The following is a 23,592-nucleotide window of genomic DNA, read 5'->3' as shown; positions in this document are numbered from 1 at the left end:
ACAGATGACGACCGAGACCGGCTCGATCCGCTGGAGGTCGCCGGAGGTGACCAACTCCGACGCGGCACCCGGTGTGGTCGGGTCGGTCAAGGAAAGCTCGAGCACGATGTAGGAGACCTCCTCAGCGTCGCCGGCCTACCGCAGGAGCGAGTCCATGACGTCCTGCCCGAGAGTCGTCACCTCGTGGCCGCTGAGGCGGTAGAAGACGAGCCGACCACGCCGCTCGATGCTGACCAGGCCGACGTCCCGGAGCACCTTGAGGTGCCGGGAGACCTGGGCCGGGTCCATGTCCCAGCGTTCCGAGAGCTCTCGCGTCGTCCGAGGCTGCCGGAGCAGGTCGCGGCACAGTGCGAGACGGGTCAGGTTCCCCAGCGCCAGCAGCCGGTCGGTGACCAGGCGTGCGCTGGGCACCGGTCGGTTGTGCGGAACGGGCAGGGGGTAGTGCAGGACCGGTGGCGAGAGCTCGTCCTTGACGGCCAGGTGCCGGCCACCGAGAGCCGACGGGACACAGATCACCATGCCGGTCCGGCTGATGTTGATCGTGGACTCGTAGAGCTTGTCGATGCGGACCACGCCCGAGACCCCGGTCTCGTGGGCGCCGTCGATCGCGCTGAGGAGCGCCCCGGTGTCGCCGTGGTTGCGCGCGACCCGGCGCCTGGCCTGGACCTCGGCCGACAGCAGCGGCATCACGTCCTCCCAGAGCGGGCGGAAGAACCACCGCTCGCACCGGGACAGGAACGAGCTGAAGTCCTTCAGCCACTCCACCGGGTCGGCTCGGCACTGGTCGAGCAGTGCCAGTCCCCCGTCGTCACGTGCGGCGACGGTCTGTCGCACCTCGAGCAGGTGCTCAGGGCGCACCACATCGCTGGCGCAGACGACGCTGCGTGGTCTGCTGCCACCAGCCAGGGCGATCACGACGGAGGCCAGGACGTCGGTCGCGGGCACGCTGGCCAGGCCACGGATCTCCTCCGTCAGCGTCGCCATCCGGCCCGCGGCCTGGGTCAGGAACAGGCCCAGGCGGATCCCGGCGAAGAGCGGCGTGTAGCGGCGCAGCGCCGCGAGGTCCTCCTCCTCGGCCGACGAGATCGCATCGACGGCCCACACCGCGTCGGCCGAGTCGCGTTCGGCCCGGGCGAGGATCTGCAGGGCGCACCCGAGCTCCGCAAGGGGCGAGGCCACGAAGGTCAGCCGGACGTCGTCGCTGAGCCCCTGGATCACGACCGCCATGCCGCTCCCCCTTGCTGCGCACGCCGCCTCGGCACACGGTCAGCGGCTCTCAGCAACGGTCCGCCTCCTGCGCAGCCCGGACGCGACCGGGTTCTTCTCGAGGGCGTGAGCCACGCGGGACAGGGACATGTTGATCGCGATGAAGATCAGTGCGACGACAAGGTACATCTGAATGGGGTTGTCGAGGACCTGGATCGCGGTGTTCCCGTAGCGGAGCAGCTCGCCGTAGGACACCACGAAGCCCAGCGATGTGTCCTTGACGAGGATGACCATCTGGCTGATGACGGCGGGCAGCATGTTCCGGACCGCCTGGGGCAGCAGCACGTAGCGCAGCGTCGTCCCGCGGCGCATCCCGAGGGCCACGGCCGCCTCCTCCTGGCCCCGCGGGAGCGCGAGCACGCCCGCCCGGATCACCTCCGCCAGGACCGCGCCGTTGTAGAGCATCAGCCCCAGCACCAGTGCCCAGAACGGTGTGATGTCGATGTCGAACGCCATCGGGAAGGCGAGGAAGAAGAACAGGATGAGGATGAGCAACGGTGGCCCGCGGAAGAACCACACGAACGTGGCCCCGGCCGCCTGCACCACCCTGGAGGGTGAGAGCCGGGCAACGGCGACCGCGAACCCGACGACCAGCGCAAGGGCCATCGCCATCGCTGCCGCCTGGAGCGTCCCGACGAGCCCACCCACAAGGCCGGTCCGCAGGGCCGGCTCGTCCAGGAACGGGGCCCACAGGTCCTCCTCGAACTGGCCCTGGCCCCAGAGCCGCCAGCACACGAGCCCGACAGCGAGCCCGATGACCAGCAACGCGACGACGCTCCAGCTGCGGAGACGTGCACGCGTCACCGGTCCCGGCTCGTCATACAGCAGGGTGCTCACGACTCACCTCACGATCCGCACGCGGTGCTCGACGGTCTCGATGGCGACCGCGGCCAGCGAGGTCAGGCACAGGTAGCCGACCGCCACCGCGGCCAGGATCTGGATGACTGCCGTGGCATTGGCGTTGGCCAGGGTGTAACCGGCGGCCGTGGCCTCGAAGACACCGAACGCCATCGCCACCGAACTGTTCTTCAGGGTCGCGATGCAGACGTTGCCCAGAGGAGCCACGACATCCCGGGCCGCCTGCGGCAGGATCACGTACCTCAGGGACTGGCCGAACGACATACCAAGAGATCGGGCTGCCTCACCCTGCCCCGTGTGGAGCCCCTGGATCCCGGACCGCAGGACCTCCCCGATGAAAGGCCCCGTGTAGACGCCGAGGGCCACGACGGCAAACGCCGTGAACGACGCGTTCAGGCCCACCTCCGGCGTGCCGAAGACCACCATGAAGAAGATCACGGTCAAGGGGGTGTTCCGCACCATCCCGACGTAGGCGGTGCCGACCGCGCTCAGCGGCTTCAGCGGTGACACCCGGAAGCAGGCCGTCGCGGTCCCGAGGACGACCGCCAGCACCAGTGCCAGGAGCGTGACGAGCAGGGTGGCGCCAAACCCACGGAGGATGACGTCGATGTTGTCAATAACTGCATCCATCGACTGTCACTCGGTCGTCTCGGTGATCTGGGGCGGCTCGATGTCCTCGCCCAGGATCTCTCCCGCGGTTGACTCGTAGATCTCGGTCCACCGACCGTCGTCCATCATCTCCTGGAGGACCTCGTTGACGAAGGACTGGAACTCGACGTCGTCCTTGGCGAACGCGACACCGTAGGGCTCCTGGCTGAAGGGCTCGCCGACCAGCTCGAACTCACCCTCGTGGTCGGACATGATGCCGGCGAGGGTGGTGTTGTCCGCGGTCACGACGTCGACCTGACCGTTGGCCAGGGCGTCACCGCACTTGGAGTAGGTGTCGAACCCGGTCAGACCCTTGGCCGCGTTCGGGTAGTCGCTGCGGATGTGCTCATAGCCCGTTGAGCCGGTGACCCCGCAGAGGCGTTCGCCGTTCACGTCCTCGATCGACTCGATCCCCTGCGGGTTGCCCTTCGGCACGATGATCGCCTGGCCTGCCACGAAGTACGGCCCGGCGAAGCTGACGACCTTCTTGCGCTCCTCGTTGATCGTGTACGTCGCGATCACGTAGTCGACCTTGCCCTGCTCGATGAACGGCTCCCGGTTTGCCGAGACGGTCTCGACCCACTCGATGTCGGCCGGCTCGATGCCGAGCTCGCCGGCGATGGCCTTGGCCATCTCGACGTCGAAGCCCTCCATCTCGCCGTCCAGGCCACGGAGCCCGAAGTACGGCTTGTCGAAGGCGACGCCGACGGTGACCGAGCCCTGTTCTGCGAGGCGAGCCATGGTCGTGCCCTCCTCGAAGCTCACGTCCTCGGCGACCTCGGTCTGCTCACCGTTGGCGCTGCCGCCACACGCCGCGAGCAGCAGCGCGGCCGAGGCTCCGACCAGGACATGTTGGGTTCTACTCATCATTGCGATTCCTCTCAGTGCGGGAGAATCCTGGACAGGAAGTCCCGTGCTCGTTCGGTGCGTGGTGCCGTGAAGAAGTCCTCCGGGTCGCAGGCTTCGGCGATGCGGCCGTCATCCATGAAAACAACCCGGTCGGCGGCCGAGCGCGCGAACCCCATCTCGTGGGTGACGACCACCATGGTCATTCCCTGGGCGACGAGGTCCTTCATGACGTCCAGGACCTCGTTGATCATTTCCGGATCGAGCGCCGAGGTGGGCTCGTCGAACAGCATGACCTTGGGTTCCATGGCCAGTGCCCGGGCGATCGCCACCCGCTGCTGCTGCCCGCCCGACAGACGCGCCGGCAGCTTGTCGGCGTGCTCGGCGAGGCCGACGCGGTTCAGCAGGTCGGTCGCACGCTCCCGCGCGACGGACGGTTTCACTCCCTTCACCTTCACCGGCGCGAGCGCGACGTTCTCGCGGGCGGTGTACTGGGGAAAGAGGTTGAAGGACTGGAACACCATGCCGACGTTGGACCGCAGTCTCGCCAGGGCGGCGCCCTCGGTCGGCAGCGGAGTCCCCTCGACGAGGATCTCGCCGGAGTCGATCGCCTCCAGCCTGTTGATGGTGCGGCAGAGGGTCGACTTGCCCGATCCGGAGGGACCGACGACCACGATGACCTGGCCCGTGTCGACCGTCAGCGAGACGTCCTTGAGGACGTGGTGCTCCCCGAAGTACTTGTTGACCTGGCGCAGCTCGACGAGGGTGGGCATCAGAGCAGCAGCTCCTTGTCGCGGAGCAGCGGCTTCCCGTCGATCTCGACGGTCGGGGCCCAGACGAGCAGGTCGTAGTGGGTGGGTGCCAGGAGGTCGCCGCCCAGGGTGAGGCTCGTGCCGATCCCGAAGTGCACGGTCCCCAGGATCCCCTCGTCCTCGAGCATCACTCCCGTAGGGATCGCCTCGGGGTTCAGACCGATGCCGAGCTCGGCGACGTTGTAGCAGTTGCGGTCGTTGCGGGCCTCCCAGTCCGCCCGCAGGACGTCGGCCTGACGCCCGCCCTTGACCTCCGTGATGAAGCCGTCCTCGACCGGGCAGACCACCGGCTCCTCCAGGAGGCCGATGCCCAGGTAGGGGATGCTGCAGTCGGCCACGATCACGCCCTGGGCCGTGCCCTCCAACGGCACGACGTTGACCTCGATGGTGGGGACTGGAGCCAGCTCGCCGGGGTTCGGCCGACCCGTGAGCACGTTGGGCTTGCGGCGGCCGACGGCCGTGAAGGTGAGGTCGGTGCCGCCGGGCGAGGTGACCCGGATCTGGTGGTCTCCCTCCAGCGCCCGGCCGATGCGACGGCACTTCTCCTCCTGCTCGGCAAAGTCGGTGACCAGGAGGGAGCGGGCGGTCAGAACATCGTCATTGTGGTGCGTCATGAGGATTGACCGCGCGCCAGCATCCAGGGCCGCGCGCATGGCGCTGGTGTGCGTGATCGACCGGGACACGGGCGAGAAGATGACATCGGTCTCCTTCATCGCGGCGGCGACGGCCGGGGGCGGCTCGTTGCCATCGCCCTGTGACGGTGGGATGAGCACGACGACTGGGTGGGCGCCCACCGACCGGACCTGTCCAGCGAGCAGGGGTGCGTAGTCGGCCATCGGGTAGTCGGCGATCACCAGCACCCTCTCGCCCGGCTGAACTCGGCCATTGTGTTCGACCAGGCGACGAAGGCCCGGAGTGATTGCTGCTGCACGGTAGGTGTCCATGGCGGACCAGTGGAATCGACCGGCGGCCGGCTGGCAAGGAAAAGTCGACCCGATTGACTCCTTCGGTCAATTCACCGTCCCCGAGGCGCCGGCCAGGGACCGGCCACACCCGCCACTTCGATCACAGCCGGGCGGACATGTGCCCGAGGACTACCCCGACGAGCGGCGAAGAGTGAGTAGTTTCCGGACACATGTCAGCCTCGATGGGGCCGCTGCGGATCACGGACATGCCACAAAGAGACTGCGTGGCTGGATGCTGACGCCGGGTGATGTCGTCGAGCTTGATCTCGGGATACCTGCCGGCAGTGAGGCGGGACTTCGGCGACCTGCCATCGTGGTGATAGCGCATCGGGCCCTGAGGAGCGAACCGAATGTCATTCAGGTCGTGCCCCTCACGCGGACGACCCGTCAGAGCAGCACCGAGATGATCATCCACCCGGACGAGGGAAATCAACTGGCGGCACCGTCGTCGGCACTGTGCCAACATGTGCGCTCCGTCGCCACGGCACGCATCCACGAGCGCACAGGAAACGTAGGTCCGGCCATCCTCGGCGAGGTCCGCGAGACGCTGGCGCTACTCATGGATCTGTAACTCACCAGACGCACTTATCTGCCGCGCCGCGCGGTCACAATTGCAGATGGAGACGCAGCGCTTTGTCGACCGCAGCCATCAAGGAAGGCGGAACTCGGCCTACCGCAGGGCCAACCCGCTCAAAGGCGACCGAACGCACTTGCTCAGCCTGGGCCTTGGAGTCCACCCGCAGCCCCGTCTCGTCCGCTGGCAGCAACACCTGGAACGGAAAGACTCGCTCCACGTTGCTGGTGACGGGCACAACGGTCACCACTCCCCGACCGAGCCGCTGTGCCATGGTGTTGGCCCGGCCATTGCTGACCAGCACCGCGGGGCGACGCTTGTTCGCCTCGTTGCCGCGGACGGGATCCAGATCGACCAGCAGGATTTCACCGCGCAGCATCGGTGAGCCCGTCCGAGGAGGCTGCGGACCACGCGTCTTCATCCCCTGCGACAGCCCACTCCTCCCAGGCGGCGGCATACGCCGCCTCCAGTTGTGGGTCCTGCAAACGACGGATGGCCTGCTGGACGCCAGCCGACCTCGACTCCAGACCGGCCTGCTCGACATACCGGTCGAGGACCGCGAGGTCCTCCTCGCTCAGACTCACACTCACCTTCATACAGCCATGCTACTCGGGTGGGACCATTACTACTACCTCGGTAGCATCGTCCTGAGGTGGCTAGCGATCCGGCTCTCCGGGGCTACTGGAGCGAACCCGGCCGCCGACCGGACCGCACGTCTCGTTACGGTGTTGAGCACCCCGTCACGGGACGGTCACGTCCCCTATTGAGGAGCAGCAAGCATGTCGGACGAACAGCGTTATCTCACGGTGAGTGGCCCGCGCACCCTGGAGGAGTCGGTCTTCACCACAGCTGAGCCCGGCGCTGGACGTGTGGTCGTCGACGTCACCTATACCGGCATCTGCGGCACCGACGTGCACGGCTACACCGACGGGAGCATGCTCCCACCGGCCGTGTTCGGGCACGAGTGGATGGGCACAGTCCGGTCCGTGGGCGAGGGAGTGACACTGGTCAGCCCCGGTGATCGGGTCGTCGGTGGGGTCGGCCCCGCGTGCGGACGCTGCGGTCAGTGCCTGGCCGGTCACTCGAAGAACTGTGACGTTGTCTTCGCCGAGGCCAATGGTGTCGACGAGCACGCGGCAGACCATGGCGCCTTCGCCACGCAGGTTGACGTCTCGGAGCGTCGAGTCGTCCCGGTCCCGCAGGCCCTGTCGGACATCGACGCAGCACTCGTGGAGCCGGCCGCGGTCACCTTCCATGCCGTCCGCCGGGCTAACGTCGAGCCCGGCTGCATTGCCGTCGTGGTCGGCGCCGGGCCGATCGGGCTGTTGACGGCCCAGAACGCCCGCGCGGCCGGGGCAGGGCGGATCATCATCTCCGAGCCGTCCGACGCCCGCAGGGCCACCGCCCGCGAACTGGGTTTCGATGACGTGGTCGAGCCCGACGAACTGCAGAGTCGGATGGACTCGGTGACTGCGGGCGTTGGCGCCGACATCGTCTTCGAGTGCGCCGGAGTCCCGACCCTCCTGCAGTCCTCTGCGGAGCTGGTCCGACGAGGCGGCACGCTCGCGCTGCTGGGGTTCCCGCTGAGCGAGTCCACGGTCAGCTACGCCGACTGGCAGCAGCGCGAGCTGACGGTCATCGGCTCACTCGCGTACAACCGTGAGGACTTCGTGGGCGTCATGCGCCTGGTCGAGCAGGGCAGCATCTCGCTGGCCCCGCTGCATACCGGGACCATCGCGCTCTCCGAGGTAAAGGACATGCTGGAGGAACTCGACTCGGGCCGTTCCACCCACACCAAGGTCCTGGTCGCCCCGCGCGGCCAGGACTGACGAGCCCTCGCCGCCGGAGAGCGTCAAGATCCGCTGTGAGGGCCTCGCACGTGCACAACTCCCCCATCCGGCGACACATTGGTCAGGTCTTCATACCCGTACGAGACATGGAGCGCTCGGCACGGTGGTACGGGAAGTTGCTCGGCTTCGACCCTGGTGTCCCCTCGCACGGCGGCACCATCCTCGACGTGCCCACCGAGGAGGGACCTGGCCTCGTTCTGGACGCCAACCGCCCGGACTTCACGGCTGACGGCCCTCCCCGGTTCTTCTTCTGGACGGACGACATAGCGGCGACGGCAGAGCACCTGCAACGACTCGAGGCCCGCATCACGTCGCCCGTCGAGGACATCGGTAGCGTCGTCTTTATCCAGTTCGAGGACCCCGACGGCAACGCTCTGATGGTCTGCCAACGGGCGAACTCCTAGAGCCACGCTGCGCGAATTGACCAAGTCTTTACCCTCCTCACCCTTGTCGCAGCACTTCGCCTGCCCATAGGCTGCGAAGAACTTGGGGAAATCTTGACTGTCGCGTGAGTTCGACGTGAATCCCGACTGACCAAGAACCACTGACCGAGGAGTCAGCTGATGCGTGCGTCTGTCCCAGCAGCCCGGCCCGGACACAACGAGCGGCCGGGGAGGGTCAGACTGCGGCAACAGCTGCGACGAACGTGGGCCACGCTGCTCTCGCTGGCGCTGGTCACCGCGATGCTCACCACGGCACCGGCGGCTGCGAGCGCGCCCACCGCCCAACCGCCCGTGGCGGACGCGGGTGCGGACCTCACCACGGTGCTCGGACAGACCGTGACCCTCGACGGGACCGGCTCGTCGACACCGACGGCGACGACCTCACCTACAGCTGGACCCTCGCCGGGCCGCAGCCCGGCAACTACACGCAGTCGATGGACGACCCGACCTCCGCCACTCCCTCGTTCACGCCGGCACTGGTCGGCACCTACACCGCGACCCTGGTGGTCAGCGACGGCACCCAGGAGTCGGCGGCCGACACCGTCGCGATCACTGTCGGCGACGGCATCACGGTCGACTGGCAGTGCGAGGGCGTCACGGTCACAGCCCCCGTTCGCATGTCGCGGATCATCGTCGCCCAGGGCGAGGAGCACACCAGACACATCCCCCGCGGCGGCACCACCTGGACCCTCAGGGACACACCAGGCATCACCACGATCTGGGTCAGCGCTCGGGGCAACAACAGCGGGGACGGCCCCGGCTACGGCGCACGGTTCGACCGGCCCGTTCCGGACCCGTGCCCACCGGCGAACGAGGCACCCGTCGCCGACGCCGGTCCGGACCAGACCGCGATCACCGGCGACACCGTCACCCTCGACGGCACCGGCTCCACCGACCCCGACGGTGACGACCTGTCGTATGCGTGGACGCTCACCTCTCCCTCCGGCTCCACCTCGGTGCTGGACGGCTCTGAGACGGCCCAGCCCTCCTTTGCCCCCGACCTCGCCGGCGCCTACACGGCGGAGCTCGTCGTCAACGACGGCACCGAACCTTCCGCACCCGACACCGTCACCATCACCGTCAGCGAGCCGCCCAACCAGGTCCCCGTCGCCGACGCCGGGCCCGACCAGAGCGCGATCACTGGGGGCACCGTGACCCTGGACGGCACCAACTCCACCGACCCCGACGGTGACACCCTCACCTACGCGTGGACCCTCGCCGCACCGGACGGTTCCACTGCCGCCCTGGACGACACCTCGGCCAGCCGACCGAGCCTCATACCGGATCTGCCCGGCGAGTATGCCGCCACCCTGGTGGTCAACGACGGCACCACCGACTCCCCGGTGGACTCTGTGGTCATCCTCGTGACCGAGGCGCCCGGCATCGATCTCCCGGACGAGATCGTGGGCAAGGACCTGCAGGTCACGTCGCACGTCCAGCTCACGGAGGCCCCCGCCGCGCCGACCGACGTCACGGTGACCGTTGCCGATGAGTCCGTCGCCATCATCAGCAGCGACCCCGACGCTGTCGGGGCGAAGTCCGTCACCTTCGAGGGCGTCGACGACCTGCAGGTGCAGCGGTTCACGGTCCAGGGCCTGGCGGAGGGCACGACCACGATGACCGTCTCCGCGCCGGGCTACGCGGACACCACGGCCACGATCACGGTCACGGGGTCGGGCTTCGACCTGACCCTCGGCGATTTCGTCACCAGCAGCAACAGCGGGGACGCGACCGTCTACGTTGAGCTGCGCATGCTCGACGCCGCCGGCGCGATCGGGGACCCGCAGTGGCTACGCGCCGGCACGAACATCACGGTCAACCTGACCAACAGCAACGACGCGGTCGGCACGCTCACCGAGTCGGCGGTCACGTTCCACGGCGGCAACGGCGCCGAGTGGCGGCGCATCACCTACTTCGACCCGCACACGGTCGGTCAGTCCACGATCACGCTCCTCCAGCCGGAAGGTTTCACCACGCCGACCGACGGGAAGTCTCCGGTCACGGCATACGTCGTCGACCCGGAGATCGTGCTGGATGACGTGAACGTGCCGACGGGTGAGGTGGCCCCGGCCACAGTGAGCTTCGCCGCCGCCCCGCCAGACCCCACCACCCTCAGTGCCTCCGTCGCGGATGAGTCGACTGCCCTCCTGTCGACCAGCCCGGATGGGCCCTGGAGCCCCTCTATCTCCTTCGCCGACGTCACCGACACCAGCGAGCAGACGTTCTATGTGCAGGGGCTGGCGCAGGGTGAGACCACCCTGAGGGCAGGCGCCTATGACACCAATTCTGCGGTTGCCAACGTGACCGTCGGGGCACCCAACAGCGCGCCGGTCGCGGATGGCGGGGAGGATCTGGAGACCTTCACGGACCAGAGCCCGATCCTGGACGGCACCGGGTCGAGTGACCCCGACGGCGACTCGCTCACCTACGCCTGGACAGTCGTCGAACCAGAGGGATCCGATGCCTGGTTAAGCGGCGCCAACACCGCGCAACCCCTGTTCCATTCACTCTGGAGCGGGATCTACACGGTCGACCTGACCGTCACTGATCAGTGGGGCGCATCGTCATCGGACAGCGTGACGATCTCCGTCCATCCGAAGCTGTGGGTCAATGACATTACTGTCGGCAAGGATCTTCAGGCTGGTGGCAGCGTCGTCTTCTACGACGAACCCTTGGAGCCCGTCGACGTCACGATCACGGTCGGTGACGAGTCCATCGCCCTGGTCTCACCGGACGGCGACACCGTCGGCTCGAAGAGCCTCACGGTCGAGGACGTCGGTGATTTCTTCTTCGTCCTCATGGATGTGCAGGTCCAGGGCCTGGTCGCGGGCACCACCACGCTGACCGTCACCGCAACGGGCTACCCGGAAATGACCAGCACCATCACTGTCGTCCCGGACGTCGGGTTCGCCTTCTGGACACCGGACTTCAGCATCGAGGAGTCCGCAGAGCCCCACGACGTCTCCGTCTACCTCCATCCCCTCAACGCCGACGGCAACAAGCTGCACCGGCAGGACCGCCGTGCCGGCGCTCCGCCGGTCACCGTGCACCTGGCCAACAGCAACGATGCCGTGGGCACGCTGCTCGACTCGCAGCTCGTGTTCCTTGCCAGTTCCGCCAGGGCGAACACCTCCTTCACACCGGCGAGTGCGGGCACGACGGAGATCAGCCTCACCCAGCCCGACGGTTTCACGCAGCCGACCGACGGCGCATCCAGCATCACCGCGACCGTCACGCCGCCGCCGCAGATCCACCTCGGTGGTGCCACCGTGGGCAAGGACCTACAGACCTACCCAGGAGTCCGGTTGTCCTTGGTGCCACCGGAGCCGATCGACATCACGCTGACTGTCGAGGACGAGTCCATCGCGGTCCTGGCGTCCGGGGCCCGCGAGGGGTCGAAGACCCTCACGCTCCATGATGCGAGGGGCTCGGAGCAGAGCTACACGGTCCAGGGGCTCACCAAGGGCACTACCACAGTGACGGCGTCAGCTCCTGGGTTTCCCGACGCCACATCCACCGTGACCGTGACCGGAGCCGGTTTTGATATCCAACTCGGCAGCTTCACCACTGCCGCCAACTCCCCCGACGTCACCATGTATGTCGTGCCCTATGCGCTCACGTCATCGGGAACCAGGCTGTCTAACCAGGCTGTGCGTCACGGCACCTCCTTCACCATCCCGTTGTCCAACAGCAATGACTCTGTTGGCATCCCCACCGAGGACGAGCTGACCTTCGGTGGCGGAACCTGGCGGGTCATCACCTATTTCGACCCGCAGGCCGTGGGGACGTCCACCCTCAGCATCACCCAGCCCGACGGGTTCACGACACCCACCGACGGTCGCTCCAGTGTCACCGCCACCGTGGTCGAACCGCAGATCGTGTTGGGCGATGTCACGGTGGTCACGGATCAGGTCTCCGTTGCCACGGTCGCGTTCGCTGAGGCTCCCCCGGAGCCTGCCACGATCGGGTTCAGCGTGGCGGGGGCGCCCTTCCCTGACCCGGAAATCGCACTGGTCTCCACGAACCCGGACGGCCCGTGGAGTCTCCATGGCGCCTTCGAAGGAGTCACCGACACCAGCGAGCACACCTTCTATGTCAAGGGCGTCACGCCGGGCACCACTGCCCTCCAAGCGGGCTCCCATAACCTCGTCTACCCTGGCGTGGCCACGGTCACCGTCCTGCCAGCCGGACCGCAGGCCGTCCTGCTGCCCAAGAGGGGCGACCAGGTCGACCTCGTCAGCGCTCCCCCTCTTCGCCACCTTCACGGCACCCGCTGGAACCACAGCTACGTGTAGGACCCGCTGATCGAGCCCCACCGCCCTGGCCCAGCGTCAATCGAGCTCGATCCGTCGACCCTCAAGAGCTGACTGCCGGGCTGCATCGAAGATCTCGCACGTGTGAATCGCATCGGCGGGCTCAACCGGGACAGCCGCTCCTTGCTCAACCGCGCTCACGAGTGCCGGGTAGAACAACTGCCATCGACCTTGCTGCACAGGGATGGCGCGCTCACCGTCACGGGTCATGAGACGTACATGGCGGTCGCTAGGTTCGAGGCCCCAGCCACGGCCGAGGCTGGAAGGCGTCATGCCGCTGACCAGCAATTCCTCCTGCACGTCAAAGCCGTCGATCGATGCCCCACCGAGATCCCCGTTCACCTGGAACCTCGGCCCCTCGGCGGCAGCGGCGATCGACGCCACGATTGTGGTCAGCACACCGCCGTCATGTTCGATCGAGAGGACGACGTCGTCCTCAGCGAGCGCCTCTGTGTCGAACTGCGAGAGTTCCGCATAAACGGAACGCGCTCGCCCGAAGAGATGTGTGGCCTGGTCGATGAGGTGGGGACCGAGGTCCACGAGCGTGCCGCCCCCTTCCCCCGCGGGCGCTCGAGTGTTCCAGGCAGGCAGCTCGGGACGGAACCGTTCGATCCGCGACGTGAATCTCCGCACAGTTCCGAGCGCGTTGGCGCGCACCAAAGAAGAGATGGTGAGGTAGTCGCCGTCCCATCTGCGGTTCTGGTAGACGGTGAGCACTCGACCCACGTCCTGCGCATGCTCCACTACCGAGCGGGCGCTTGCGGCATCAAGCGCGAAGGGCTTGTCAACGACAACATGTAAGCCGCTGTCGAGCGCGCGATGAGCCAGGTCAACGTGAGTCCCCGCCGGTGTCGTGATCGTGACGCCCTCGACGCCGAGCGCCTCCAGTGCCTCAATGTCACTGACAACCTCCAATCCTGCTCGCGCTGCGTCTCGCGCGCGGTCCCGATTGGTCGACACGACTGCCACAAGCTCGAGCCCGGAGGCGGACTCGATCATGGGTGCGTGAAACACGCGCCCACCGACCCCGTACCCAGCGACGGCCCAGCGAACGTCTGCCATGTCAACCCAGCCGTGTCGTTAGCGCGTTGATGAAGCGGGCATACCGTGCCTCAAGCTGAGGGCTGGTGCACGGCTCGATGATCTCGTCTGGCGCAGATCCCGTCGACGGTGCCTCGAGTCCCGCCGCTTTCCACCCCAGACGGGCCGCCCCCACAACCGTGGCGTCCCGGTTGGGGACACGCCTCAGCGGTCTGCCAAGCACATCTGCCAGGAGCTGGGCAAACACCGGAGAGCGCGTGCCACCACCGGCAAGGTCGATCTCGGTGCTCGCTGAGGGCATGACGTCGACCGCATGTCGGATGGCGAAGGCGACCCCCTCGAGGGCGGCTGCCAACAAGTGCTCACGACCGGCCGACAACCCGACGTCGAACCAGCCCGCCTGGCCTCCGGATAGGCGAACTGGGAGTCGCTCGCCAGTGAAGAATGGCAGAAACCCCGGGATCTCGCCGGCACGTTCGTAGGGTGCATAGAGTTCGTCCCAGTCCGCGTTGAGGAGCGTGAGGACTCGTTGCAGCGCCAGTCCAGCGTTCGTCACAGCTACCATCGCGTACCACCCATCACCTGCATCTCGATAAAGGTGATGACTGGGTGGGAAGGACTTCTCTGGCGCGACTCCAGGGAGCACGACCTGGGCGCCGGTCCCGATGGTGATCATCGTGCGGCCAGGCTCCGCTTCGAGCCCGAGCAGCGTTGCAGCAACGTCCGAGCAGCCAAAGCTCACCGGCACATGCGTCCGCAGTCCCCAGGTGCGTGCCGTTGCTCCGGTGTCTCCGGAGGCGTCTGCGGACGCGTGGACGGTGGGGAACAATCGGGTGGGCACTCCTGAGGCGCCAGCGACAGTAGTCGCCCAGTCGTCTGTGGCGACATCCCACAGGAGGGTTGCCGACGCATCGGAGGGATCCGTCGCTGGTCTCCATCCGGTCAGAAGGGAACGCACCCAGTCCTTGGGAAGGACGAAGGAGCTCGACCCTTGGACGACGTCGGCCTCGTTCTCAGCCAACCAAGCGAGCATCGGTCCCGCCATTCCGGGCGTCACAGGGTTTGCGAGTGACGCCAGCGACTCTGGGCCCAGTTGACTCAGGCGGTCAGCCTGCGAGACAGCTCTGCCATCGGGCCAGAGCACAGCCGGCCGCGTCGGCTGTCCATCCTGATCGACGAGGACGACGCCGTGCATCTGTCCGTCCAGACCGATCCCGACAACGTCAGTGTGAGGTGTGCTCTCCAGCACTGCGCGCACCGCGTCGCCGGTAGCCTGCTGCCACGTGAGGGGATCAATCTCGGCCCACCCAGCGTGTGGTGACACCACGTCGTAGGCGCGAGCAACACTGCCAAGGACAGTGCCCCCCTCACTGAGCAGCGCCACCTTGACTCCGCTGGTACCTAGGTCAATTCCGAGCGCAGCCCGTGTAGTCACCGTTGACTGTGTGCCGCGGCGGCCAAGTGTGTCTCGATGAAGGTACGCGCAGCCTGCGCAAGGTCTTCACCGTTGTCCCACATGTTCCGCCATACGGCCAGATCATTCGACAGCGTTTCGCTGACGACGGCCGAAGAGAAGCTCTCGAAAGTGATGGGCCCCGTGTATCCCGTACGTGCTAAGGCCTGGAAGAATCCAGGGAAGTTGATCGACCCCGCACCCAGGTAGCCTCTGTGGTTCTCGCCAATGTGGACGTAACCTAACCTGTCCCTTACGTCCAGGACTGGTTGAATGAGGTCGGCTTCCTCGATGTTCATGTGATAGGTGTCCAGGTGGATGAAGACGTTGTCCTCGCCGATGTCGTCCGCAAGACGCAGCGCGTCCCGAGCGGTGTTGACGACATTGGTCTCGTATCTGTTGCAGATCTCCAACCCGAGCGAGACTCCTCTGCCCGAGGCCTCTTTCGCAAGGGAGCGCAGGACCGTCACCACGTTGCCACGCCCTGTCGGTGTGAGCCGCTGGTTGTACTTGCCGAGCGCGCTATACAACGCTCCGGTCAAGATCTTTGACCCCAGTCGGTCTACGATGTCTAGCGAGTCGTGAAGAATCTGCTCACCTCGGGCGACGACGCTCGAATCATCACTTGAGATATCAGCATCGAAGGCCAGACCGCGGGAACAGGCAACGGCGAGGTCGGCCTCAACTAGGGCCGCTCGGGCGGCTTCAACATCGAGGTTGTCGGAGTCGTGCAGCGACAGCTCAAGAAGGTCGAACCCACTCTCCTTCGTCTGTCGCACCGCCGACCGGATGTCGTCCGGCGAGGTGTTTCCCACCCAGACCAGCGCATGAACGCCGATGGGGTTCAGTGTCTTCGTCATGAGTACCCTTTCGTCTATAGATCAGGCGGCGATGGCGCCAGTAATCAACCCAACAATTTCTTGCGCGGTGGTGTCTCGCGCCCTACGTCCGGCAACACACTTACCTGCTCGCATGACCCAGACCTGGTCCGAGAGCCTCATCACTTGATCAAAGTTGTGACTGATCAGCAGCACGGCGTGGCCTTCCGAACGGAGACGTTCGATGAGTTCCTCGACGCGACGGGTCTCCTGGACGCCAAGGGCAGCAGTGGGCTCGTCCATGATGACGAGTTTGGAGCTGAATCCCGCGGCCCGGCAGATGGCAACCGCCTGCCGCTGACCACCCGACAAACGGCGCACCGTCGACGTCACTGATGGCACGTTGACCGCAAGCTTTGCCACCATGTCACGCGCCCGCTTCCGCATCTCCTTCTTTTGAAGGAACCGGACTGGCCCGACTCCGTGGCTGATTTCTCTGTTCAGGAAGAGGTTCTGCCAGACCGTGAGGTCTTCGACGAGTGCGAGGTTCTGGTGAACCGTTTCGATCCCTGCCACGCGAGCTTGATCCGGCCGGACGAAATTCACCACCTGTCCGTCGAAGACGATGTCGCCTTCGTCCGGACGGTGCACACCGGCCACGCAACGGACGATGGTCGATTTTCCGGCACCGTTGTCCCCCACGATTGCGGTGATCTCTCCCGCCTTGACATGCAGGGACACGTCACTGAGGGCTCGTACCGAACCGAAGGACAGGGACAGGTTCCGGATCTCGAGAAGATCCATGCTCTCGCTCATTTGTCAAACCTCGTGAGGAAGGCGGCACCAACGACCACGACGCCGACGGCCAGTGGCTGGTAGAACTGCGATACGCCCAGCAACGTCAACCCGTTCGAGAGAGCCGTGAGCAGCAGGGCGCCGAAGATCGGCCCCTTGATCGATCCCTTGCCCCCGAAGAGACTCACGCCGCCGAGCACAACGGCCGCCACCGAGTTGAGCAGGAACGTCATGTTCGCAGCGGGCTCTGCCGAACCCACCCGTGCGACGAGAAGGATGGCAGCGATGCCGGCCAGCGAGCCCGAGATGGCGTAGACGGCGATCTTGATCCGGGTTGTGCGAATCCCCGTCGCCTGGGCCGCCTCCACGGAGCCTCCGGTGGCCAGGACGTGGGTGCCGAATTTGGTCTTGAACAGCACCACGTGGGCAAGGACAGCTATCAGCAGGGCGATCATGAACGTATAAGGGACGACCCCGACACTACCCGCCGACAGCTCGAAGAGCGGCGCACTGATGACAGTGATCGGCTTTCCGTCCGAGAGGATGAGAGCCGTGCCAGAAGCAGCCGAGAGGGCTCCCAGCGTCACGATGAAGTCGGTGATGCGCCCCTTGGCCACAAGGACGCCGTTGAGCAGACCAACAGCTGCACCGGCGCAGAACGCCACGAGGCACGAGAGCAGTATCCCGTAGCCATGGGTCATGGCGAGGCCGAACATCACGGCTGCAAACGTCATGACGGACGCGACCGACAGGTCGATACCCGCTGTGAGGATCACAAACGCCTGACCAACGACCAGGATCGTCAGGATTGCCGACGCAAGCAGCATGCCCCGGATGTTCCCGGCGCTTAGGAACGTAGAGTCCAGGGCGGTAAACAGCACCACCAAGAGCACGAGGCCCACCACGGAGGCCCACTCGACCCAGAACGTGGGTCTGGTGAGGGTCACGCGCACCCTTTCACCCACAGATTCGGTCGCAGTCATAGAAAGTTCTCCCTCCACACAAGGTCTTGCTTGTTGGCGGGCCCCGGCATCGGGGCCCGCCAAGGCGTCAGCCCTCAAGCAGATCGGCGAAAGGGTTCTCGTAGTCACTGGGAGGCTCCGGGAACGCCTCCTGCGCTTCCTTGGCGTTCTCCGGCGTGATCAGTTCGATTGGCGTGTCGACCTTCGCCGGCAGCTCATGGCCTGCGGCAGCAGCTTCACAGGCCTGCATGCCCATCTTCCCGACGACGAAGGGATACTGTGCCACGGCGGCATCGATGTCGCCTGAGGCGACGCCGTCAATCCCGTCGACACTCACCACCAGCGTCTCGCCCTTGCGGTCCGCAGCAGCAACAGCCCGGGCCACACCCATGGCCATGTCGTCGTTGGCGACGAAGAATGCGGCAAGCTCGGGGTTCGCCCGCAGGATCGTCTCAGCCTGCGTCTGCGCCTCCTGCCTGTTCCAGTCGGCGGCGACCTCCTGAACGACGGTGAAGTCCTGGCTCAGGCCCTCCTTGAAACCGTCGATGCGCTGAGCACTGGTGACGTCACCGGCCACACCACCCACCGTCGCCACGTCTCCGCCCTCGGGCGCCAAGGTAGCGAGCTGGTCCGCGACCATCTTGCCCGCCGCGAGGTTGTCGGTGCCGATGTACGTGGCAATCGTGGCGTCGGCCGCCTTGGCGGCCTCGGCCTCGACCGGGTTGTCGATGTTGACGATGGTCTTGTCCTTGGCGGCGATCTGCGCAATGCCCTGCACCAGGTTCGTGCCACTGATGGGGTTGACCACGTAGCAGTCGTAGTCCTGGTTCGCGAGGTTACTCAGCTTGTCCGCCTGGCCTGACGTGTCAGTGATCGAGGCAGCCGCCTGAATGGTGTACTCCACGCCGGAGTCCTCCGCTGCCGCCTCGATGCCGTCCTCCATGTGCTGGAAGAAGGGGTTGTCCAGACCCTTGATGACAACACCGATCTTGGCGTCCCCACCTGCCTCACCGTCGCCGGCGCTCGGCGCCGCCGAGTCACCGCCACACGCACTCAGCATCAGGGAGAGTCCGCACGCCAGGGCCATGCCGCCGACCCATCGGGACCTTCTACGTTCAGCGCCAGTCATTGCGCCACCTTTCGACAACATGTGTGGAAACTTTGCCTGTTAGACACGGTTTGACGCCATCATCTAGCAGTTGATGGAGTGTAATGTAACTGACAGACCGCTCACTGACAAGGGATCCGGGAGACGATGGCGACATTCGAAGAGGGAGTGAGCGAGACGCTCCAGGTGCTGCGCCACCACGGTCCGGCAACTCGGTCCAAGCTCGCGCTGATCTCCGGACTCTCACGCAGCGCAGTGAATCTTCGCCTTGACGCGCTGCTCGGGGCCAACCTGGTCCGCGGGAGCCAGGGCGAAGCCTCGACGAAAGGCCGCCCAGCGGATCTCTTCGCCTTCCATGAGCGACGGGGCCGCCTGCTGGTGGCCGACATCGGCGCCACGAAGTTCCGAGCCGGCCTGTGTGATCTCTCTGGCTCCGTCGAGGTCGAAGAGTCGATCGAGGTTGACGTTGCCGGAGGTCCCGAGTCCGTGCTCGGAATCGTCCTGGAGTGCTTCGAGCGCTTCCTCAAGGCCACGAACGTGGATCGCGAGGTGATCCTGGGCGTGGGCGTCAGCGTGCCCGCCCCGGTCAAGAGCGGCGCGGGGATGACGGTAAACCCGCCGATCATCCCCCGCTGGAATCGCTTCGACGTGCCGGCCTGGTTCGCCCCGCATTTTGCCTGCCCGGTGTATCTCGAGAAGGACGCCAACGCGATGGCGCTCGGAGAAGCCCGGCTCGCCTTTCCCGGAATCGAAAACCTGTTGATGGTCAAGATGGGCACCGGCATTGGCAGTGGCATGGTGCACAACGGGCAGTTGTTCCGTGGCGCTGATGGTGCAGCTGGCGACCTGGGTCACACTCAGCTTGCGCTCATCGACGCAGACGAGGGCCCGTTGTGCAAGTGCGGAAACCACGGCTGCCTGGAGGCCTACGCCGGCGGATGGGCCATCCTTCGCGATCTGCAGGAGACCGGCGCAGCCGTGGACACGCAGGACGACCTCGTGGCACTGCTGGCCTCCGGCCACCCAGAGGCCATCAGGCTCGTACGCCGCGCGGGTCGCTATGTCGGCGCAGCCATCGCCTCTGCTGTGAATATGGTCAACCCACGCGTTGTGGTCCTCGGGGGTCGGATGGTGGCAGCGGGCGGCGATCACCTGTTCGCCAGCATTCGTGAAATGGTCTACCGACGTTCGCTCCCGCTCGCGACGGCCGAGCTGCAGATCACGCGCAGCTCCCTCTATCCCCGGGGTGGGTTGATCGGGCTGTCACACTTGGTCGCCGACGCCATCCTTGCGCCCGAACAGATCGGTCGCCTGGTCTCCAAGACCGACCGCTGAGGTACCTTGACGGCAGCACACGAGGGAGAGTGGACGGCAAGAGGAGGCCGCGTGGTGGGCGCTGGGATCCTGCTCGAGCTTCTCCGCGACGACACCTCGCTGACACGCGCTCAGATCGTGGCGCGCTCCGGCCTCTCCCGAGTGACGGTCACCCAACGGCTGAATGCCCTAGTCGAGGCGGGGTACGTCGTCGTCCAGCCCTCCACAGCACGGACCGGCGGCCGACCAGCTGAGGTTCTCGCACTCAACCCCCACCGAGGGCGACTTCTTGCCGCTGACGTCGGGAGCAGCCATGCACGACTTGGCCTCGCCGACCTCACAGGGAAGGTGGTCGATCACCTGGATCTGGACCTGAACGTCGACGACGGGCCAGATCCTGTCCTGAGCACCCTCGACGAGGCCTTCTCCCAACTTCTTGCCCAGAGCAACGTCGAGCCGGCAACAGTGTTGGGCGTCGGAGTCGGCATGCCAGGCCCCGTCGAGTACTCGACCGGGAGGCTCGTGAGTCCACCAACCATGAACGGATGGGACGGCGTCGACGTCCGCGCCCACTTCGCCCGTAGTTTTGGCGCTCCCGTGCAGGTGGACAAGGACGCCAACATCATCGCGCTAGGAGTCCAGCGCGTGTTGGACCCACCTGTTGAGGACGTGCTCGTCGTCAAGGTGGGCATGGGCATCGGCTGCGGCATCATCAGCCGTGGTGCCATATTGCGTGGAGCACACGGTGCAGCCGGAGACTTAGGCCACATTCCTCGTCCCGGGGGCGAACTGTGTCGATGCGGTCAGCACGGATGCGCTGAGGCGACCGCGGGGGGCTGGGCCATTGCCGCGCGCCTCCGCGATTCGGGGCACGCGGATGTGCATAGCAGCGCCGACATCGTGGCCCTGGCTTCCAGGCGAGACGCACAGGCACTCGCGCTGTTGCGTGCCGCCGGCCAGCGGCTGGGTGAGGTGATCGCTGAAGCGATCGGAGTGGTGAACCCCGCCCTCGTCGTTGTTGCCGGTGACCTGGCGCGCGCTGAGGAACCGCTCATGGCAGGTGTGCGCGAGCGGGTCTATCAGCGGTCGCACCCGCTCGCGACCCGCGATCTGCAGATCATCACCTCGCCCCTCGGTGCCGAGGCGGGACTCCGCGGCGCGGCCTATCTGGCCTCGGACGTTGCCCTTGAGCCCAGTCGCATTGACGCTGCTCTGACTAGTTTTGCATAGGACTAGACAAAACTTCGGGAACTAGTTAGCCTAAGTCCGTGACTACGAGACTAGACGCCACCCCCGCGGCTGACGTATCAGCGAGTTGGACCTCCTTGGATGATGCCGTCGTGCGTCATGCTCGTGTCCTTCCCCTGGACGTTGTCCAGGCCAAGGGGAATGGGCACGCGGGCACGGCAGTCAGCCTGACCCCCGCCCTGTACGTCCTGTTCCAGGAATTCCTCCGACACGATCCGGCCGACCCCGACTGGATGGGTCGGGACCGGTTCGTGCTGTCCGCAGGGCACGCCAGCCTGGCGCTCTATGTGCAGCTCTATCTGTCTGGGTACGGACTTGAGATCGACGATCTCCAGGCCGCTCGGACCTTTGGCTCTGCGACGCCCGGGCACCCCGAGAGAGGGCACACCGCGGGCGTCGAGACGAGCACGGGACCGCTCGGCCAGGGCGTCGGCAATGCCGTCGGGCTCGCGATGGAGGCCCAGCGAATCCGCGCGCTCGTCGAACCGGGCACATCCTGCGAGGAGAGCCTCTTCGCGCGGCGTGTGTGGTGTCTGGCGTCGGATGGGGACCTCCAGGAGGGCATCAGCCACGAGGCGTCATCCCTCGCCGGGACCCTGGGCCTCGAGGGCCTGATCGTGATCTGGGACGACAATCAGATCTCGATCGAGGGTGACACGCGCATCACGTTCAGCGAGGACGTCCTGGCGCGGTACCGTGCGTACGGCTGGTCGGTTATCGAGATCACCGATGCCGAGGACCCGATTGTCATCCGCGAGGCGTACCGCCGCGCCGCTGACGTGCGCCATTCCCCCGTGCTCGTGCGGCTGCGCACCCGCATCGGTCACCCCATGCCGTCCGTCGGCGGCACGGCGGCCGCCCACTCCGGCGCGCCCGGCGAAGCGGAGATCCGGGCTACCAAGTTGGCCCTTGGCCTCGACCCGGAGGCAGCGTTCGCAATGCCGGATGAGGCTCTTGCCCACGCACGCGAGGTAATGCAGAGGGGCGCAGCCGCTCATCGTGCCTGGGTGGCCGCCCGCGCGGCTTGGCAGGAGCGTGAGCCTGCGGCTGCAGCCATGCTGGAGCGGCTCGTCGAAGGATCGCTGGACACTGTTGCTCGCGACGGCCTGGAGAAGCTTCGGGCTACCCCAAAGGCCGCTGCGACGCGCATTGCAAGCTCCGCCGTGCTCAATGCGGTGAGTCCGCATGCGCCGTGGCTCTGGGGAGGCTCGGCCGATCTGGCAGAGTCGAACGGTGTGTCCATCACGGGGGCGCGCAGCTTCGTCAGGGCGGGCTACGACAGTGAGCAATGGCCGGGCGGCCCGGACGGCACGCTGGTGCACTTTGGCATCCGCGAGCACGCCATGGGGGCCATCCTGAATGGCATGGCACTCGGGGGTCTTTCCCGCCCGTTCGGAGCAACCTTCTTTGTCTTCTCGGACTACATGCGTCCTTCCGTCCGACTGGCAGCGCTGATGCGCCTGCCCGTGATCTATGTCTGGAGTCACGACTCGATCGCGGTCGGTGAAGACGGCCCGACGCACCAGCCCGTCGAACACCTGTGGGCGCATCGGGGCATTCCGGGGCTTGACGTCATCCGCCCTGCAGACTGGGTGGAGACGGTTGACGTATGGACACGTGTCCTCCAGAACTCCGACGGCCCGGCAGCGATCGTCCTGAGCCGTCAGAATTTGCCAGTTGTCGCAGACGGCACCTCCTACGGAGATGGCGCCGCGCGGGGTGCGTATGTCATCGCGGACCAGGAGGCAGCCGACGTCCTGCTGATTGCGACCGGATCGGAGGTCTCGCTCGCGCTGCAGGCGCGCGACCTCCTGCAGGAGGAAGGCCTTTCCGTCCGCGTCGTCTCAGCACCTTGCCTGGAGTGGTTCGAGAAGGAATCCACCGCCTACCAGGAGTCGGTGCTGCCTCCGAGTGTCCGGGCCCGAGTGAGTGTCGAAGCCGGCAACGGGGTCGGCTGGCACCGCTACGTCGGCCTCGAGGGCGAGATAGTGAGTGTGGAGGACTTCGGGTCCAGTGGCGCCGGTGACCTCGTCATGGCCGCTCACCAGGTCACGGTCCAGGCTGTTGTGGATGCCGCTCTACGGGTCTCTCGTCGACAGATTCGGCAGTCCCCGACGGAAGGGGCTCGTTCACATGGCTAACGTGCCCCACGTGTTGGACGGCACGTCCGACGCGACAGCGTTCGATGCGCCTGCCCGTGCCCGTGAGGTGTTGGGGGTGTCGCGGTTGTCGAATCGGGCGTTGGCGGGGTGGTTGCACGGGTTGCCGGGGGTGGATC

The 23,592-nt window shown here is 66.3% G+C and carries 21 protein-coding genes; 7 read left to right on the top strand and 14 right to left on the bottom strand.

What is annotated here, in order from left to right:
- Positions 1-135 precede the first annotated feature (135 nt).
- From DA085_RS19460 to DA085_RS19435, 6 genes are read right to left on the bottom strand one after another with little or no spacing between them, the layout of a single operon-like run.
- Positions 136-1,227 carry an ArsR/SmtB family transcription factor gene (locus DA085_RS19460; RefSeq protein ID WP_109474659.1) on the bottom strand — a complete coding sequence of 364 codons (1,092 nt, stop codon included), beginning with the start codon at positions 1,225-1,227 and terminating at the stop codon, positions 136-138.
- Between the two features lie 39 nt (positions 1,228-1,266).
- Entirely contained in the window at positions 1,267-2,103 is an 837-nt protein-coding gene (locus tag DA085_RS19455; RefSeq protein WP_109474658.1) for an amino acid ABC transporter permease, read from the bottom strand.
- Positions 2,104-2,106: 3 nt separating this feature from the next.
- On the bottom strand, positions 2,107-2,754 hold the full coding sequence (locus tag DA085_RS19450; RefSeq protein ID WP_109474657.1) for an amino acid ABC transporter permease: 648 nt from the start codon (positions 2,752-2,754) through the stop codon (positions 2,107-2,109).
- Positions 2,755-2,760: 6 nt separating this feature from the next.
- Complete coding sequence (locus tag DA085_RS19445) at positions 2,761-3,642, bottom strand: glutamate ABC transporter substrate-binding protein (protein ID WP_337189795.1); 882 nt, start codon at positions 3,640-3,642, stop codon at positions 2,761-2,763.
- Between the two features lie 11 nt (positions 3,643-3,653).
- Positions 3,654-4,391: an amino acid ABC transporter ATP-binding protein gene (locus DA085_RS19440; RefSeq protein ID WP_109474656.1), complete on the bottom strand. Its 738-nt coding sequence runs from the start codon at positions 4,389-4,391 to the stop codon at positions 3,654-3,656.
- Positions 4,391-5,374, bottom strand: coding sequence for an aminopeptidase (locus DA085_RS19435; protein WP_154402260.1), 984 nt, complete (start codon positions 5,372-5,374; stop codon positions 4,391-4,393). Before DA085_RS19435 ends, DA085_RS19440 begins: the two co-directional genes overlap by 1 nt.
- 253 nt (positions 5,375-5,627) lie before the next feature.
- On the opposite strand from DA085_RS19435, the gene DA085_RS19430 reads away from it, so the two are divergent.
- Positions 5,628-5,966, top strand: coding sequence for a type II toxin-antitoxin system PemK/MazF family toxin (locus tag DA085_RS19430; RefSeq protein WP_109474654.1), 339 nt, complete (start codon positions 5,628-5,630; stop codon positions 5,964-5,966).
- Between the two features lie 34 nt (positions 5,967-6,000).
- Here DA085_RS19430 and DA085_RS19425 read toward each other — a convergent pair whose 3' ends face one another.
- Positions 6,001-6,348 carry a type II toxin-antitoxin system PemK/MazF family toxin gene (locus DA085_RS19425; RefSeq protein WP_109474653.1) on the bottom strand — a complete coding sequence of 116 codons (348 nt, stop codon included), beginning with the start codon at positions 6,346-6,348 and terminating at the stop codon, positions 6,001-6,003.
- Entirely contained in the window at positions 6,335-6,565 is a 231-nt protein-coding gene (locus DA085_RS19420) for a ribbon-helix-helix domain-containing protein (protein ID WP_109474652.1), read from the bottom strand. The genes DA085_RS19425 and DA085_RS19420 overlap by 14 nt, the downstream gene beginning before the upstream one ends.
- A 183-nt stretch (positions 6,566-6,748) precedes the next feature.
- Here DA085_RS19420 and DA085_RS19415 point away from each other — a divergent pair, with 183 nt between their 5' ends.
- The 3 genes from DA085_RS19415 to DA085_RS19405 all read left to right on the top strand — a co-directional run bounded on the left by DA085_RS19415 (position 6,749) and on the right by DA085_RS19405 (position 12,557).
- Positions 6,749-7,798: a zinc-dependent alcohol dehydrogenase gene (locus tag DA085_RS19415; RefSeq protein ID WP_109474651.1), complete on the top strand. Its 1,050-nt coding sequence runs from the start codon at positions 6,749-6,751 to the stop codon at positions 7,796-7,798.
- A 35-nt stretch (positions 7,799-7,833) separates the two neighbouring features.
- Entirely contained in the window at positions 7,834-8,223 is a 390-nt protein-coding gene (locus DA085_RS19410; protein ID WP_337189794.1) for a VOC family protein, read from the top strand.
- Between the two features lie 242 nt (positions 8,224-8,465).
- The gene (locus DA085_RS19405; protein WP_109474650.1) at positions 8,466-12,557 is read left to right on the top strand and encodes a PKD domain-containing protein; all 4,092 of its coding nucleotides are present in this window, start codon (positions 8,466-8,468) and stop codon (positions 12,555-12,557) included.
- A gap of 36 nt (positions 12,558-12,593) precedes the next feature.
- On the opposite strand, the gene DA085_RS19400 is transcribed toward DA085_RS19405, so the two are convergent.
- The 6 genes from DA085_RS19400 to DA085_RS19375 form a co-directional block, all read right to left on the bottom strand.
- The gene (locus DA085_RS19400) at positions 12,594-13,637 is read right to left on the bottom strand and encodes a Gfo/Idh/MocA family protein (RefSeq protein ID WP_109474649.1); all 1,044 of its coding nucleotides are present in this window, start codon (positions 13,635-13,637) and stop codon (positions 12,594-12,596) included.
- A gap of 1 nt (position 13,638) precedes the next feature.
- Positions 13,639-15,051 carry a xylulokinase gene (locus DA085_RS19395; protein WP_109474648.1) on the bottom strand — a complete coding sequence of 471 codons (1,413 nt, stop codon included), beginning with the start codon at positions 15,049-15,051 and terminating at the stop codon, positions 13,639-13,641.
- A complete protein-coding gene (locus DA085_RS19390; protein ID WP_202619332.1) occupies positions 15,048-15,929 on the bottom strand; it encodes a sugar phosphate isomerase/epimerase family protein in 882 nt (293 codons plus the stop codon). Before DA085_RS19390 ends, DA085_RS19395 begins: the two co-directional genes overlap by 4 nt.
- A 21-nt stretch (positions 15,930-15,950) precedes the next feature.
- The gene (locus DA085_RS19385) at positions 15,951-16,703 is read right to left on the bottom strand and encodes an ATP-binding cassette domain-containing protein (RefSeq protein WP_109474647.1); all 753 of its coding nucleotides are present in this window, start codon (positions 16,701-16,703) and stop codon (positions 15,951-15,953) included.
- Positions 16,700-17,665 carry an ABC transporter permease gene (locus tag DA085_RS19380; protein ID WP_109474646.1) on the bottom strand — a complete coding sequence of 322 codons (966 nt, stop codon included), beginning with the start codon at positions 17,663-17,665 and terminating at the stop codon, positions 16,700-16,702. The genes DA085_RS19385 and DA085_RS19380 overlap by 4 nt, the downstream gene beginning before the upstream one ends.
- 67 nt (positions 17,666-17,732) lie before the next feature.
- Positions 17,733-18,773 carry a substrate-binding domain-containing protein gene (locus tag DA085_RS19375; RefSeq protein WP_161958578.1) on the bottom strand — a complete coding sequence of 347 codons (1,041 nt, stop codon included), beginning with the start codon at positions 18,771-18,773 and terminating at the stop codon, positions 17,733-17,735.
- A 126-nt stretch (positions 18,774-18,899) separates the two neighbouring features.
- Here DA085_RS19375 and DA085_RS19370 point away from each other — a divergent pair, with 126 nt between their 5' ends.
- The 3 genes from DA085_RS19370 (at position 18,900) to tkt (ending at position 23,455) form a co-directional block, all read left to right on the top strand.
- Positions 18,900-20,087 carry an ROK family transcriptional regulator gene (locus DA085_RS19370; RefSeq protein WP_109474644.1) on the top strand — a complete coding sequence of 396 codons (1,188 nt, stop codon included), beginning with the start codon at positions 18,900-18,902 and terminating at the stop codon, positions 20,085-20,087.
- Positions 20,088-20,138: 51 nt separating this feature from the next.
- On the top strand, positions 20,139-21,296 hold the full coding sequence (locus tag DA085_RS19365; RefSeq protein ID WP_161958577.1) for an ROK family transcriptional regulator: 1,158 nt from the start codon (positions 20,139-20,141) through the stop codon (positions 21,294-21,296).
- 95 nt (positions 21,297-21,391) lie between these two features.
- Positions 21,392-23,455 carry a transketolase gene (tkt, locus tag DA085_RS19360; RefSeq protein ID WP_161958576.1) on the top strand — a complete coding sequence of 688 codons (2,064 nt, stop codon included), beginning with the start codon at positions 21,392-21,394 and terminating at the stop codon, positions 23,453-23,455.
- Positions 23,456-23,592 lie beyond the last annotated feature (137 nt).

Origin of the sequence: Ornithinimicrobium cavernae (genome assembly GCF_003121625.1) — a bacterium.
Lineage (GTDB): Bacteria > Actinomycetota > Actinomycetes > Actinomycetales > Dermatophilaceae > Ornithinicoccus > Ornithinicoccus cavernae.
This window is presented reverse-complemented; position numbering and strand designations above follow the sequence as displayed.